Origin of the sequence: Pseudomonas sp. Cab53, from assembly GCF_018325965.1 — a bacterium.
In the GTDB taxonomy this organism is placed as follows: domain Bacteria; phylum Pseudomonadota; class Gammaproteobacteria; order Pseudomonadales; family Pseudomonadaceae; genus Aquipseudomonas; species Aquipseudomonas chlororaphis_E.
This window is the reverse complement of the sequence record NZ_AP021902.1, coordinates 1305611-1318483: the sequence shown is the minus strand read 5'-3', so window position 1 is coordinate 1318483 and position 12873 is coordinate 1305611. Positions and strand designations below refer to the sequence as shown.

Sequence of the window (12873 nt, the reverse complement as noted above, 5' to 3'; positions counted from 1 at the left end):
AGAGACGTCATGTTCAAGCGAAACACCTTAGGCCTCGGTGGCGCCGCCCTGTGCGGCGCCCTGCTGGTCAGCGGCTGTGCCAACCAGATGTCACAACGCAGCGAGCACGAAGAGCGGGTCGAGCGCAAATTGCTCGACCACAGCTTGCAGATCGACGTGGGCGAACCCAAGGTGCTCGACCTGCCGCAGCGTCGGGTGCGCATCAATGAGCAGAAGACCTTCGAAGTCACCGAGTTCGAGGTCACGCGCCATTACGACCGCTATACGCCTTACCAACCCTGGCGGGAGGTCTACGAGATCCCGCTGGGCGCGGTGGCCGTGGTGGCTGGTATCGGCGCGAACGTGGTCAACGTGTTCGCCCTGGGCAACCTGCCGGACACCGTGACCCGTGACTGGCTCAGCTACGGTGTCGCCGGTCTCAACCCGTTCATGAACGTCCCCTCCCACGGCCGCGCCCAGCAGAACCTGGCGGGCATCGACGAAGTCCAGCGCGACAAGCGCACGGAGCACTCGAGCCTGCCCTGGAGCGAACGTCCGGTAGAGGTCAAGGCCGCCCGGCAGACCTTCGAGCTGAGCACCGACCGCAATGGCGTGCTGCGCCTGAACCTGCTGGAAAGCCCGTTCGCCGAGCAGGACCTGAGCCAGTTCGGCAAGTTGCAGATCAGCGTGACCGACGCCCAGGACGAGGTCCATACCGACTCATCCCTGAGCATCAGCAGCACGTTGCGCAGCAAGCTGGTGGAAGCGCATGCACTGATCTACGACGACCTGGAAGACGACGAGGTGAGCCAGTGGGTGCATCGGGTCAAGCGCCTGTCGGAATTGGGGCTTGAAGAAGAAGCCAGCGAACTGGAACAGAGCCTGATCGAACTGACGCGCAACGATCCGGAACTGCAGACCGAGTTCATGAAGGCACTGACCAAGGATGGCGGCCGGCTGGTTGCGGATCCCGGAGCCCATTGACCTCTCTGTGGCGAGGGAGCTCGCTCCCGCTGGGCTGCGCAGCAGCCCTAAAACAGATGACCCAACTTATCTGAAACATCCCGGTGATCGGGTTGAGGGCCGCTACGCGGCCCAGCGGGAGCAAGCTCCCTCGCCACAAAAGCGCCTCTGCGCTGTTCTGTTCGGCAACCTCACCGCTCAAACAACTCCAACTGCTCGAACCCTCCACGCAAATCTTCCAGCCGCACCCCTATCCCCAATAACCGCACCGGCTTGCCGCCACGGTTGAAGGCCTGGGTCAGCAGCAGTTGATAGCTGCCCAGATCCCGCCCTGCCCCGGCCTGTTCGAGGGTGGTCTGGGTGAAGTCGTGGAATTTGACTTTGACGAACGGCTTGCCCGGGCGGTAACTGCTGTCGATCCGGGCCATTCGGCCGCTGAGGGTTTGCATCAGCTCGGGCAGCTTGTCCAGGCAGCTCGCCAGATCAGGCAGGTCGACATCGTAGGTGTTTTCCACACTGATGGACTGCCGCCGGCTGTCATTGTGCACCAGGCGCTCGTCGATCCCACGGGCCAGGCTCCAGAGTCGCTCGCCGAAACTGCCAAATTCGCGCACCAGCGCCAGCTTGTCCCACTGACGCAAGTGCAGGCAATCCATGATGCCAAGCCTGTTCAACTTGTCGGCGGTGACCTTGCCGACTCCGTGGAGCTTGCTCACCGGCAGGGCCGACACGAAGTCCTCGACCTGGTCGGGGGTGATCACGAACAGCCCGTTGGGCTTTTTCCAGTCGCTGGCGATCTTGGCCAGGAACTTGTTCGGTGCCACACCGGCAGAGACCGTGATGTGCAACTGATTGGAAACACGCCGCCGGATGTCCTGGGCGATGCGGGTGGCACTGCCGCCGAAATGGGCGCTGGCGGAAACGTCCAGATAGGCCTCATCCAGCGACAGTGGTTCGATCAGGTCGGTGTAGTCGCTGAAGATCGTATGGATCTCCTTCGACGCTTCGCGATAGGCATCCATGCGCGGCTTGACGATGGTGAGGTCCGGGCAGAGCTTCAAGGCATGCCCGGACGACATCGCCGAGCGCACGCCATAGGCTCGCGCTTCGTAGTTGCAGGTGGCAATCACCCCACGCCGATCCGCCGAGCCGCCCACCGCCAGGGGTTTTCCGGCCAGCCACGGGTCGTCGCGCATTTCGATGGCGGCATAGAAACAGTCACAGTCGACGTGGATGATCTTACGTTGCGTCATAGCGAAGCGGAGCGTGGGACGAGTCGGGCCACCAGTATCGCACCCATACCTGTATATAGCACCAGTAGTACGGAAAGATCGTTCGCCGGAACTCGAAAAGCCCTACATAAATGTGTTTTTTTAATCGCAACAAACGCCTCGATAGAGCGCGAGCCCTTGCCAGGCCTGCGTCACAGCGCGGTCGGCGTCCGCGCAGCCTGGCTAAGCGCTTGAAGCTGAAGAGATTTTTTGAACGTCGGGGTTGACACCTACGCGTTCCCCTGTAGAATGCCGCCTCACAGACGCGGGATGGAGCAGCCTGGTAGCTCGTCGGGCTCATAACCCGAAGGTCGTCGGTTCAAATCCGGCTCCCGCAACCAAACATCAAAAAAGGTCATTCGAAAGAATGGCCTTTTTTGTGCCTGTTAGTTTTGCAGGCGGGTACTCTTCCCTGTGGGAGCGGGCTTGCTCGCGAAAGCGGACCGTCAGTTGACATCATCGCTGACTGACACGCTACCTTCGTGAGCAAACCCGCGCCCACAAGGGACTGGGCTGACCTGGAAACCCAGGCTGCAGGAAAATTTCCTTTTTGATTTCGCGCATTTACCTGCATCGCATGGGAACTGGCCACTTGTTTGACCCTAACCTCGTTTAACGGTTGACACTCAGGCGTTCGCCTGTAGAATGCCGCCACACAGACGCGGGATGGAGCAGTCTGGTAGCTCGTCGGGCTCATAACCCGAAGGTCGTCGGTTCAAATCCGGCTCCCGCAACCAAATATCAAGAAAGGCTGCTCGAAAGAGCGGCCTTTTTTGTGTCTGCTATAAAAGGCTACATTACAAATTTTTTGTAATTATTTTCTGCCGCAGGGATTGGTAACTTGGCTGGATACCCCCATCCTGTCGCGCATAGCTCAAGAGGTGATTGATGCGCGCCCACTCGTCTGACCCGCAAGACTCTGTTACCGCGACACAACCGATCAAGGCCGAGCGATTGCGCTGGCTGGATCGGATCAGCCAGTACCGTCAGCCTATCGGTCTCGCCATCACGCTGCTGTTGTTTGCGATTGCATTGATTGCCTGCCGCCACTTGCTTAGCGAGCTCGATCTGTACGCGTTGCACGACTCGATCCTGGACGTGCCTCGCCCGGCCCTGCTCGGAGCCTTCGCCGCCACGGCGGTCGGCTTCGTCATTTTACTGGGCTACGAATGGTCGGCGAGCCGCTACGCGGGAGTGACGCTGCCTCCACAGACGCTGATCCTGGGCGGGTTCAGCGCATTCGCCATCGGCAATGCGATTGGCCTGTCGTTGTTGTCGGGCGGTTCGGTTCGCTACCGCCTGTACGCACGCCATGGCCTGGGCGCAGCGGACGTCGCCCACATGACGCTGTTCGCCAGCCTGTCCCTGGGTTGCGCACTGCCGCCTCTGGCAGCCTTGGCCACCCTCAGCGACCTGCCCTCCGCCTCGGCCGCGCTGCGCCTGCCTGCCACCCTGCTCGGCGCGATTTCCGTGGCGGTGTTGCTGCTCACCAGCGTGCTGGCCATCGGCATCTATCGTCGGCGCCTGCCAGGCCAGCCCCATCGCGACAGCCTGCTGGTCAAGGCCGGGCGCCGCACCCTGCGCCTGCCGGGCCGCCGCCTGACCTTCCTGCAACTGGTCATCACCGCACTGGATGTCGCGGCGGCCGCCACCGTGCTGTATCTGTTGCTGCCCGAGGCGCCACCGTTCGGCGCGTTCCTGCTGGTGTACCTGCTGGCCCTGGCGGCCGGCGTGCTCAGCCATGTACCGGGTGGCGTCGGCGTGTTCGAGGCCATCCTGCTGGCCGCGTTCGCCGACAAGCTGGGGGCCGCGCCGTTGGCCGCCGCCCTGCTGCTCTATCGCCTGATCTACGTGTTGCTGCCGATGCTGGTGGCGTGCGTCCTGCTGCTGGTCAACGAGGCACAACGGCTGTTCCAGACGCGCCAGACGTTACGCGCCGCCTCGGGCTTCGCCGCGCCGATCCTGGCGGTGCTGGTGTTCCTGTCGGGCGTGGTACTGCTGTTTTCCGGCGTGACCCCGGAGATCGACACCCGCCTGGAGCACATCGGCTTCCTGATCCCCCATCGCCTGGTGGATGCCTCGCACTTTGGCGCCAGCCTGGTGGGCGTGTTGTGCCTGCTGCTCGCCCAAGGCCTGCGCCGGCGCCTGTCCGCCGCCTGGATGCTGACCACCGTGTTGCTCCTGATGGGTGCCCTGCTTTCGCTGCTCAAGGGGTTCGACTGGGAAGAAGCCACGTTGCTGACCCTGACCGCCGCCCTGCTGGCAGTGTTCCGGCGCTCGTTCTATCGCCCCAGTCGCCTGACTGAGCTGCCCTTCTCGCCACTGTTCCTGATCGCCAGCCTCTGCGTGCTCGGCGCCTCGATCTGGCTGCTGCTGTTTGCCTACCAGGACGTGCCCTACAGCCACCAACTGTGGTGGCAGTTCACCCTCGACGCCGACGCCCCGCGCGGTTTGCGCTCCCTGCTGGGGGCCGCGGTGCTGCTGGTGGTGGTGTCCCTGACCTGGCTGCTGCGCACCGCACGGCCGGTGATCCACTTGCCGACCCCGGAAGAACTGGAGCGCGCCAGGACGATCCTCATGGCCTCGTCACAGCCCGACGGCGGCCTGGCACTGACCGGCGACAAGGCGCTGCTGTTCCATCCCAACGACGCGGCGTTCCTGATGTACGCGCGCCGCGGCCGTAGCCTGGTGGCGTTGTATGACCCGATCGGCCCCACCCAGCAACGGGCCGAGATGATCTGGCAGTTTCGCGACCTGTGCGACATCCACCACGCCCGCCCGGTGTTCTATCAGGTGCGCGCCGAAAACCTGCCCTACTACATGGACATCGGCCTGACAGCGATCAAGCTCGGTGAAGAAGCGCGCGTCGACCTCAAGCGCTTCGATCTCGAGGCCAAGGGCAAGGAGATGAAGGATCTGCGCTACACCTGGAACCGTGGCAGCCGCGACGGCCTGTCGCTGGAAATCCACGAGCCGGGCCAGGCGCCGATGGATGAGCTCAAGGTCATTTCCGATGCCTGGCTGACCGGCAAGAACGTGCGCGAGAAGGGCTTCTCCCTGGGTCGCTTCAGCGACGACTACCTCAAGCATTTCCGCATCGCGGTGATTCGCTTCGAGGGTCGCCCGGTGGCGTTCGCCAACCTGCTGGAAACCCACAGCCATGAACTGGCCAGCCTCGACCTGATGCGCGCTCACCCCGAGGCACCGAAACTGACCATGGAATTCATGATGGTCGGCCTGATCCAGCATTATAAGAACCATGATTTCGCCCGTTTCAGCCTGGGCATGGTCCCACTGTCGGGCCTGCAACCGCGTCGTGGCGCGCCGCTGACCCAGCGCCTGGGCTCGATGGTGTTCCGCCGCGGCGAGCAGCTCTACAACTTCCAGGGGCTGCGCCGCTTCAAAGACAAATTCCAGCCTGACTGGGAACCTCGCTACATGGCCGTGCCCGCCGGACTCGATCCGCTGGTGGCCCTGGCCGATACCGCCGCCCTGATTGCAGGCGGCCTGACTGGACTGGTGAAACGCTGATGATGCAACGCTCCTGGCGATACGTAGTGGCCGCCCTGCTGGTGCTGGCGGTGATTCTCGGTGGCGGTTACTGGTACTGGAACCGCCCTGCCCCACAACCCACCCTGGAACAACTGACGCCCGCCGAGGGCGCCGCCATGACCCGGGTCATCCCCGGTACCAAGCCCCGTGCCCAGGTGCTGGTGGCGGTCAACGAAGACCAGAAGCTCAGCGACAGCCAACTGACGACCCTCAGCCGCAGCGGCTCGGCCCAGATTGTCCAGGTGATCCTGCCCAAGGACTGCATGCAGCAAGGGCGTGCCTTGCAAGCGGGCCTGCGCGAGCTCCAAGGCCCGGCCACGCTGGTCAGCGGCATCGGCCCGGGTGCCGTGCTCGCCTGGCGCTGGCTGGCCGAGCAGAAGGACGACAACGTCAAGGCCGTGTCGGTGGACCTGGCCCTGGAAAAACCCGGCTGCACCCACCTGCTGCCGAAAAGCGCGGCCCACGGTCACTGGCTGGTGGCCTGGAACGACAACCCCGACGACACCAGCGCCGGTTTCGTACGGGACCAGAAGAATGCCGAAACCAGCATCAGCGACTACGACATCAGCCTGCCGCAAGTGCTGAACAACGAATTGCGCAAGATCCTGGTCGGCGCCGACAAGGGCAAAGGTGGCCTGGCCATCCCGGTGGTCGAAGTGCCCGCCAGCCAGGCACGGGACACCGTGACCCTGTTCCTTTCCGGCGACGGCGGCTGGCGCGACCTGGACCGCGACGTGGCCGATGAAATGGCCAAGATCGGCTACCCGGTGGTCGGCATCGATACCCTGCGTTACTACTGGCAGCACAAGAGCCCCGAGCAGAGCGCGGCGGACCTCGCCGAGCTGATGCAGCATTACCGCCAGATCTGGGGCACCAAGCGTTTCATCCTCACCGGCTATTCCTTTGGCGCCGACGTGCTGCCGGCGATCTACAATCGTCTGCCAGCCACCGAGCAGCAGCGGGTCGATGCGATTATCCTGCTGGCCTTCGCCCGCACCGGCAGTTTCGAGATCGAGGTCGAGGGCTGGCTTGGCAACGCCGGCACCGAAGCCGCCACCGGCCCGGAAATGGCCAAGCTGCCGGCCGAGAAAGTGGTGTGCATCTACGGTGGCGAAGAAGCCGACGAAAGTGGCTGCACCGACAAGACCGCCGTGGGCGAAGCCATCAAGCTGCCTGGTGGCCATCACTTCGACGAGAACTACCCGGCCCTGGCCAAGCGGCTGATCGACGAGATCAACAAGCGCCAGAACGCGACGACGTCCGAGCAGTGAGCTGATCGAGCCCGACAAAAAAGCCCTTGCTGTCTTAGGACCGCAAGGGCTTTTTATATATAGCGCATGCTTTTGTGGCGAGGGGATTTATCCCCGTCCGAGTGCAAAGCACTCGCTTGTTTTTCGCCGACATTGAGGGTTGCTTCGCAACCCAACGGGGATAAATCCCCTCGCCACAGATAAACCTCCTCATCACAAAAGTACATCTTTGTCCTGATAAAACAGTTCGTCACAGCGTCCACAAAAAAGCCCCCGCGGCCGCAAGACAACGGGGGCTTATTGTGGATCGGAGCTACATCTCGACCTGCGTCCCCAGCTCGATCACCCGGTTCACCGGCAGGTTGAAGAAGCGCAGGTTGCCGTTCGCGTTCTTCAGCAAGAAGGCGAACAGCAATTCGCGCCAGCGGGCCATGCCCTCGAGCTTGGAGGCGATGACCGTCTCGCGGCTGAGGAAGTAGGTGGTGCGCATCGGGCTGAAGTCCAGGTCATCCAGATGGCAGAGCTTGAGCGCCAGCGGCACATCCGGCTCGTCGGTGAAGCCAAAGTGCAGGATCACCCGGAAGAACCCTTCACCATAGGCATCGACCTCGAAGCGCCGTTGCGGCGGAACCCGGGGAATGTCTTCGTAGACCACCGTCAGCAACACCACCTGCTCGTGCAGCACCTGGTTATGCAGCAGGTTGTGCAACAGCGCATGGGGCACCGCGTCGGACCGCGCGGTCAGGAACACGGCGGTGCCCTGCACACGGTGCGGTGGCTGCACGCGGATGCTGCTGATGAAGATCGGCAACGGCAGCGCGCCTTCGTCCAGACGCTCCACCAGCAACTGCTTGCCGCGCTTCCAGGTGGTCATCAGCACGAACAGGGCAATACCGGCAACAACCGGGAAGGCGCCGCCCTGGATGATCTTCGGCACGTTGGCGGCAAAATACAGGCCGTCCACCAGGAGAAAACCGAGCAACACCGGCACCGCCAACAGCGGTGGCCACTTCCACAACAACAGCATCACGGCCGAGACCAGGATCGTGGTCATCAACATGGTGCCGGTCACCGCCACGCCATAGGCCGAGGCCAGGGCACCGGAGGACTCGAAGCCCAGCACCAGCAGGACCACGCCCACCATCAGCGACCAGTTCACCGCGCCGATGTAGATCTGGCCTTGTTCGGCGCTGGAGGTGTGCTGGATGTACATGCGCGGGATGTAGCCGAGCTGGATCGCCTGGCGCGTCAGGGAAAACGCCCCGGAAATCACGGCTTGCGAAGCGATCACCGTGGCCAGGGTCGACAGGCCCACCAACGGGATCAACGCCCAGCTTGGCGCCAACAGGTAGAACGGGTTGCGCGCCGCTTCCGGGTCGCCCAGCAGCAATGCACCCTGACCGAAGTAGTTGAGCACCAGCGCCGGCAGCACCAGGATGAACCAGGCGCGTGCGATCGGTTTGCGACCGAAATGGCCCATGTCGGCGTATAGCGCTTCGGCGCCGGTCAGCGCCAGCACCACGGCACCGAGGATTGCCACGCCCATGCCGGGATGCACGAGGAAGAAACGCACGGCCCAGGCCGGGTTCACCGCCTGCAGCACTTCCGGGTGCTGGCTGATGCCATAGACCCCCAGGGCGCCGAGCACCAGGAACCAGGTCACCATGATCGGGCCGAACAGGATGCCGATCCGCGCCGTACCGTGACGCTGGATAATGAAAAGCCCCACCAGCACCACCAACGACAGCGGCACCACCCAGTGGTCGATGCCCTCGAACGCCAGGCCAAGGCCTTCGATCGCCGAGAGCACGGAGATCGCCGGGGTGATCATGCTGTCGCCGTAGAACAGCGCTGCGCCGATCAGGCCGCAGATCACCAGAAAGGTCCGCAACCGCGCCCGCCCCGCTGCGGCCCGCCGTGCCAGGGCAGTGAGCGCCATGATCCCACCCTCGCCCTGGTTGTCGGCCCGCAGGACGAACATCATGTACTTGATCGACACGACCCAGATCAGCGACCAGAAGATCAACGACAGGATGCCCAGCACGCCGTCATGGTTGACCGCCACGCCGTAGCCGCCGGAAAACACTTCTTTGAGGGTGTACAAGGGACTTGTGCCGATGTCGCCATAAACCACTCCGACCGCCGCCACCAGCATGCTCAGCGGCTTCGCTGCCGAATGCTCGGCACCCGCCGCCTGACTACTTGCATGACCCATCCAACACTCCTGATTCCCAGACCTGTCTGCTTGAACGAAAGCACTCTGCTACCTGACGCAGCATGCACTGTTTAACATCTCGTAACAGGTGTTTTGTTGACTGTAAAAACCGGTAAAGCGCAAAGGCGCGAAGCATAGCGCAGCACTCGTCGTTTTTCCCGGTATAAAGCTGGTCAACGGCCTCGTCCACCGCTAGAATTGCGCACTTTTTGATCAGAGGCGCGTCAGGCGTCCTGTCTCGGCAAGAGACGATCCCCCCTACACCGAGGTTAGACATGTCCACCACTACCGCGCCAGCCAACCCGAAGGTTGGCTTCGTATCCCTGGGTTGCCCAAAGGCTCTGGTCGACTCCGAGCGCATCCTGACCCAACTGCGCATGGAAGGCTATGACGTTGTGTCCACGTACCAGGACGCCGACGTGGTAGTGGTCAACACTTGTGGCTTCATCGATTCGGCCAAGGCCGAGTCCCTGGAAGTGATCGGCGAAGCCATCAAGGAAAACGGCAAAGTCATCGTCACCGGCTGCATGGGCGTGGAAGAAGGCAACATCCGCGAAGTGCACCCCAGCGTGCTGGCGGTGACCGGCCCGCAGCAGTACGAGCAGGTGGTCAACGCCGTGCACGAGGTGGTGCCCCCGAAACAGGACCATAACCCGCTGATCGACCTGGTGCCGCCGCAAGGCATCAAGCTGACCCCGCGCCACTATGCCTACCTGAAGATTTCCGAAGGCTGCAACCACAGCTGCAGCTTCTGCATCATCCCGTCGATGCGCGGCAAGCTGGTGAGCCGCCCGGTGGGCGACGTGCTCGATGAAGCCCAGCGCCTGGTCAAGGCCGGCGTCAAGGAACTGCTGGTGATTTCCCAGGACACCAGCGCCTACGGCGTCGACGTGAAGTACCGCACCGGGTTCTGGAACGGCGCGCCGGTGAAAGCCCGCATGACCGAACTGTGCGAGGCCCTCAGCACCCTCGGCGTCTGGGTTCGCCTGCATTACGTCTACCCGTACCCGCACGTCGACGAACTGATCCCGCTGATGGCCGCCGGCAAGATCCTGCCGTACCTGGACATCCCGTTCCAGCACGCCAGCCCGAAAGTGCTCAAGGCCATGAAACGCCCGGCGTTCGAAGACAAGACCCTGGCCCGGATCAAGAACTGGCGGGAAATCTGCCCGGAGCTGATCATCCGCTCCACGTTCATCGTCGGCTTCCCCGGCGAAACCGAAGAAGACTTCCAGTACCTGCTGGATTGGCTGACCGAAGCCCAGCTCGACCGCGTCGGCTGCTTCCAGTACTCCCCGGTCGAAGGCGCGCCCGCCAACGACCTGAACCTGGACGTGGTGCCGGACGACGTCAAGCAGGACCGCTGGGAGCGCTTCATGGCGCACCAGCAGGCCATCAGCTCGGCCCGCCTGCAAATGCGCATCGGCCGTGAAATCGAAGTGCTGGTGGATGAAGTCGACGAACAGGGTGCCGTGGGCCGCTGCTTCTTCGACGCCCCGGAAATCGACGGCAATGTCTTCATCGACAACGGCAGCCACCTCAAACCAGGCGACAAGGTCTGGTGCAAGGTGACCGACGCCGATGAGTACGACTTGTGGGCTGAGCAGATCAACTGATCGAGCCACTGCAATACCTTGTGGGAGCGGGCTTGCTCGCGAAAGCGGCGTATCAGTTAACCGTCATTTCGACTGACACACCGCCTTCGCGGGCAAGCCCGCTCCCACAATTTTTTGAAACCCGGTAAAAATTGAAAAGCCCCGCCCTTGCGACAAGATGCGGGGCTTTTTTACGGCTATCGTATGGAGAACATCAGGTCATCCAGCACAAGGAACAGGCGGGCATGCGGCAGCATTCGGTCATCCATACACCGAAATCCAGCGATTACCAGGAACTGACCCAGGTATGGGAGGCATCGGTGCGCGCGACCCATGACTTCCTGCCGGACAGCTACATCGAGTTGCTCAAGAACCTGGTGCTCACCCGCTACCTGGACGCGGTGATGCTCATTTGCACCCGGGACACCCGCCAACGGATTACCGGCTTCGCCGGCGTGGCGGCCGGCAAGATCGAAATGCTCTTCATCGACCCGCAACACCGCGGCCAGGGCCTGGGCAAGCAATTGCTGCACTACGCCATGGAACACCTGAACGCCGACGAGCTGGACGTCAACGAGCAGAACCCCCAGGCCCTGGGTTTCTATCTCAAGCAAGGTTTCGAAGTCATCGGCCGCTCGGAACGGGACGGCATGAACCAGCCCTACCCGTTGCTGCACATGCGCTACAAGCAATCCGACCTGAAGGCCCGACGCGGCTAAAAGCCACACAGCGCAAATGGACCCGCGATTAACCGGCGCCAGGCAGGTACAATGCCCACCCTCTTTTTGTTACGGCCCTGTCATGACTGACCCGATTCGTCTCTCCAAACGCCTCATCGAACTCGTCGGCTGTTCTCGTCGCGAGGCTGAGCTGTTCATCGAGGGCGGCTGGGTCACCGTGGACGGTGAAGTGATCGATGAACCGCAGTTCAAGGTCACCACCGAAAAGGTCGCACTGGACCCCGAGGCCAAGGCCACCGCGCCGGAGCCGGTCACCCTGCTGCTGAACGTTCCCGCCGGCCTGGACGTCGACACCGCCATGGCATCCCTGGGACCGCAGACCCTGAGCGAAGAACATCGCTTCGGCAAGCGGCCGCTCAAGGGCCACTTCCTGCGCCTGACCGCCAGCGCCGACCTGCAAGCCAATGCCAGCGGGCTGCTGGTGTTCACCCAGGATTGGAAAGTCCTGCGCAAGCTCACCGCCGATGCCGCCAAGATCGAACAGGAATACGTAGTGGAAGTCGAAGGCGAGATGGTCGCCCACGGCCTCAACCGCCTGAACCATGGCCTGACCTACAAGGGCAAGGAGCTGCCGGCGGTCAAGGCCAGTTGGCAGAACGAAAACCGTCTGCGCTTCGCCATGAAGAACCCGCAACCGGGCGTGATCGCGCTGTTCTGCCAGGCCGTCGGCCTCAAGGTGGTCGCCATGCGCCGCATTCGCATCGGCGGCGTGTCCATCGGCAAGGTGCCGCTGGGCCAATGGCGTTACCTGTCCGCAAAAGAAAAGTTCTAATTCTACGGCGCCGCACCGAGCCGGGCGCCCACTGCCGATTGATCAGGATTGCACACATGATTCACAACGACGTACTGCGCAGCGTGCGCTACATGCTCGACATCAGCGACAAGAAAGTCATCGAGATCATCAAGCTCGGCGGCCTGGAAGTGGCCCTGGCGGATCTGGCCGGCTACCTCAAGAAAGACGAGGAAGAAGGCTTCGTGTTCTGCCCTGACGAGGTCATGGCGCATTTCCTCGATGGCCTGGTGATCTTCAAGCGTGGCAAGGACGACAGCCGTCCACCGCAACCGATCGAAGTGCCGGTGACCAACAACATCATCCTCAAGAAGCTGCGAGTGGCCTTCGAGCTGAAGGAAGACGACATGCACGCCATCCTCAAGGCGGCCGACTTCCCGGTTTCCAAGCCGGAACTGAGCGCGCTGTTCCGCAAGTTCGGCCACACCAACTACCGCCCGTGTGGCGACCAGTTGCTGCGCAACTTCCTCAAGGGCCTGACGCTGCGCGTCAGAGCTTAAACAACAGTTCCAAGCTTC

9 protein-coding genes and 2 tRNA genes are annotated in these 12873 nt (G+C 62.6%); 9 read left to right on the top strand and 2 right to left on the bottom strand.

Annotated elements, in window-relative coordinates; genetic code table 11:
* The first annotated feature begins 9 nt into the window (after positions 1–9).
* The gene (locus KI241_RS05710; protein WP_042732362.1) at positions 10–963 is read left to right on the top strand and encodes a lipoprotein; all 954 of its coding nucleotides are present in this window, start codon (positions 10–12) and stop codon (positions 961–963) included.
* A 170-nt stretch (positions 964–1133) separates the two neighbouring features.
* Here the strand turns inward: KI241_RS05710 and dinB are convergent, their stop codons facing one another.
* A complete protein-coding gene (gene dinB, locus KI241_RS05705; protein ID WP_212803457.1) occupies positions 1134–2195 on the bottom strand; it encodes a DNA polymerase IV in 1062 nt (353 codons plus the stop codon).
* Positions 2196–2477: 282 nt separating this feature from the next.
* Between dinB and KI241_RS05700 the strand changes: the two genes are divergently transcribed.
* The 4 genes from KI241_RS05700 to KI241_RS05685 all read left to right on the top strand — a co-directional run bounded on the left by KI241_RS05700 (position 2478) and on the right by KI241_RS05685 (position 7036).
* Positions 2478–2554: transfer RNA gene (locus KI241_RS05700), tRNA-Met, on the top strand.
* Positions 2555–2873: 319 nt separating this feature from the next.
* A tRNA-Met gene (locus KI241_RS05695) sits at positions 2874–2950 on the top strand.
* A 151-nt stretch (positions 2951–3101) separates the two neighbouring features.
* Positions 3102–5744 (top strand): bifunctional lysylphosphatidylglycerol flippase/synthetase MprF, encoded by a 2643-nt coding sequence (gene mprF / locus KI241_RS05690; protein WP_212803456.1) that lies wholly within the window; start codon positions 3102–3104, stop codon positions 5742–5744.
* Positions 5744–7036, top strand: a complete 1293-nt coding sequence (locus tag KI241_RS05685) for a virulence factor family protein (RefSeq protein WP_212803455.1) — start codon at positions 5744–5746, stop codon at positions 7034–7036. The genes mprF and KI241_RS05685 overlap by 1 nt, the downstream gene beginning before the upstream one ends.
* A gap of 292 nt (positions 7037–7328) precedes the next feature.
* Here KI241_RS05685 and KI241_RS05680 read toward each other — a convergent pair whose 3' ends face one another.
* Positions 7329–9230 carry a potassium transporter Kup gene (locus tag KI241_RS05680; RefSeq protein WP_047736988.1) on the bottom strand — a complete coding sequence of 634 codons (1902 nt, stop codon included), beginning with the start codon at positions 9228–9230 and terminating at the stop codon, positions 7329–7331.
* 275 nt (positions 9231–9505) lie between these two features.
* Between KI241_RS05680 and rimO the strand changes: the two genes are divergently transcribed.
* From rimO to KI241_RS05660, 4 genes are all read left to right on the top strand, one after another.
* Positions 9506–10846: a 30S ribosomal protein S12 methylthiotransferase RimO gene (gene rimO, locus KI241_RS05675; RefSeq protein ID WP_212803454.1), complete on the top strand. Its 1341-nt coding sequence runs from the start codon at positions 9506–9508 to the stop codon at positions 10844–10846.
* A 224-nt stretch (positions 10847–11070) separates the two neighbouring features.
* Positions 11071–11544 carry a GNAT family N-acetyltransferase gene (locus KI241_RS05670; RefSeq protein ID WP_047736990.1) on the top strand — a complete coding sequence of 158 codons (474 nt, stop codon included), beginning with the start codon at positions 11071–11073 and terminating at the stop codon, positions 11542–11544.
* An 82-nt stretch (positions 11545–11626) separates the two neighbouring features.
* Entirely contained in the window at positions 11627–12337 is a 711-nt protein-coding gene (locus KI241_RS05665) for an rRNA pseudouridine synthase (protein WP_047736992.1), read from the top strand.
* Between the two features lie 56 nt (positions 12338–12393).
* Positions 12394–12855 carry a DUF1456 family protein gene (locus KI241_RS05660; RefSeq protein WP_042730783.1) on the top strand — a complete coding sequence of 154 codons (462 nt, stop codon included), beginning with the start codon at positions 12394–12396 and terminating at the stop codon, positions 12853–12855.
* Positions 12856–12873: the final 18 nt, after the last annotated feature.

What these genes read in the sequence shown, in the direction of transcription:
- KI241_RS05660 (WP_042730783.1), top strand. Translation starts at nt 12,394, where the DNA reads ATGATTCACAACGACGTACTGCGCAGCGTGCGCTACATGCTCGACATC.
- KI241_RS05680 (WP_047736988.1), bottom strand. Translation starts at nt 9,230, where the DNA reads ATGGGTCATGCAAGTAGTCAGGCGGCGGGTGCCGAGCATTCGGCAGCG.
- KI241_RS05710 (WP_042732362.1), top strand. Translation starts at nt 10, where the DNA reads ATGTTCAAGCGAAACACCTTAGGCCTCGGTGGCGCCGCCCTGTGCGGC.
- KI241_RS05665 (WP_047736992.1), top strand. Translation starts at nt 11,627, where the DNA reads ATGACTGACCCGATTCGTCTCTCCAAACGCCTCATCGAACTCGTCGGC.
- rimO (WP_212803454.1), top strand. Translation starts at nt 9,506, where the DNA reads ATGTCCACCACTACCGCGCCAGCCAACCCGAAGGTTGGCTTCGTATCC.
- KI241_RS05670 (WP_047736990.1), top strand. Translation starts at nt 11,071, where the DNA reads ATGCGGCAGCATTCGGTCATCCATACACCGAAATCCAGCGATTACCAG.
- dinB (WP_212803457.1), bottom strand. Translation starts at nt 2,195, where the DNA reads ATGACGCAACGTAAGATCATCCACGTCGACTGTGACTGTTTCTATGCC.
- mprF (WP_212803456.1), top strand. Translation starts at nt 3,102, where the DNA reads ATGCGCGCCCACTCGTCTGACCCGCAAGACTCTGTTACCGCGACACAA.
- KI241_RS05685 (WP_212803455.1), top strand. Translation starts at nt 5,744, where the DNA reads ATGATGCAACGCTCCTGGCGATACGTAGTGGCCGCCCTGCTGGTGCTG.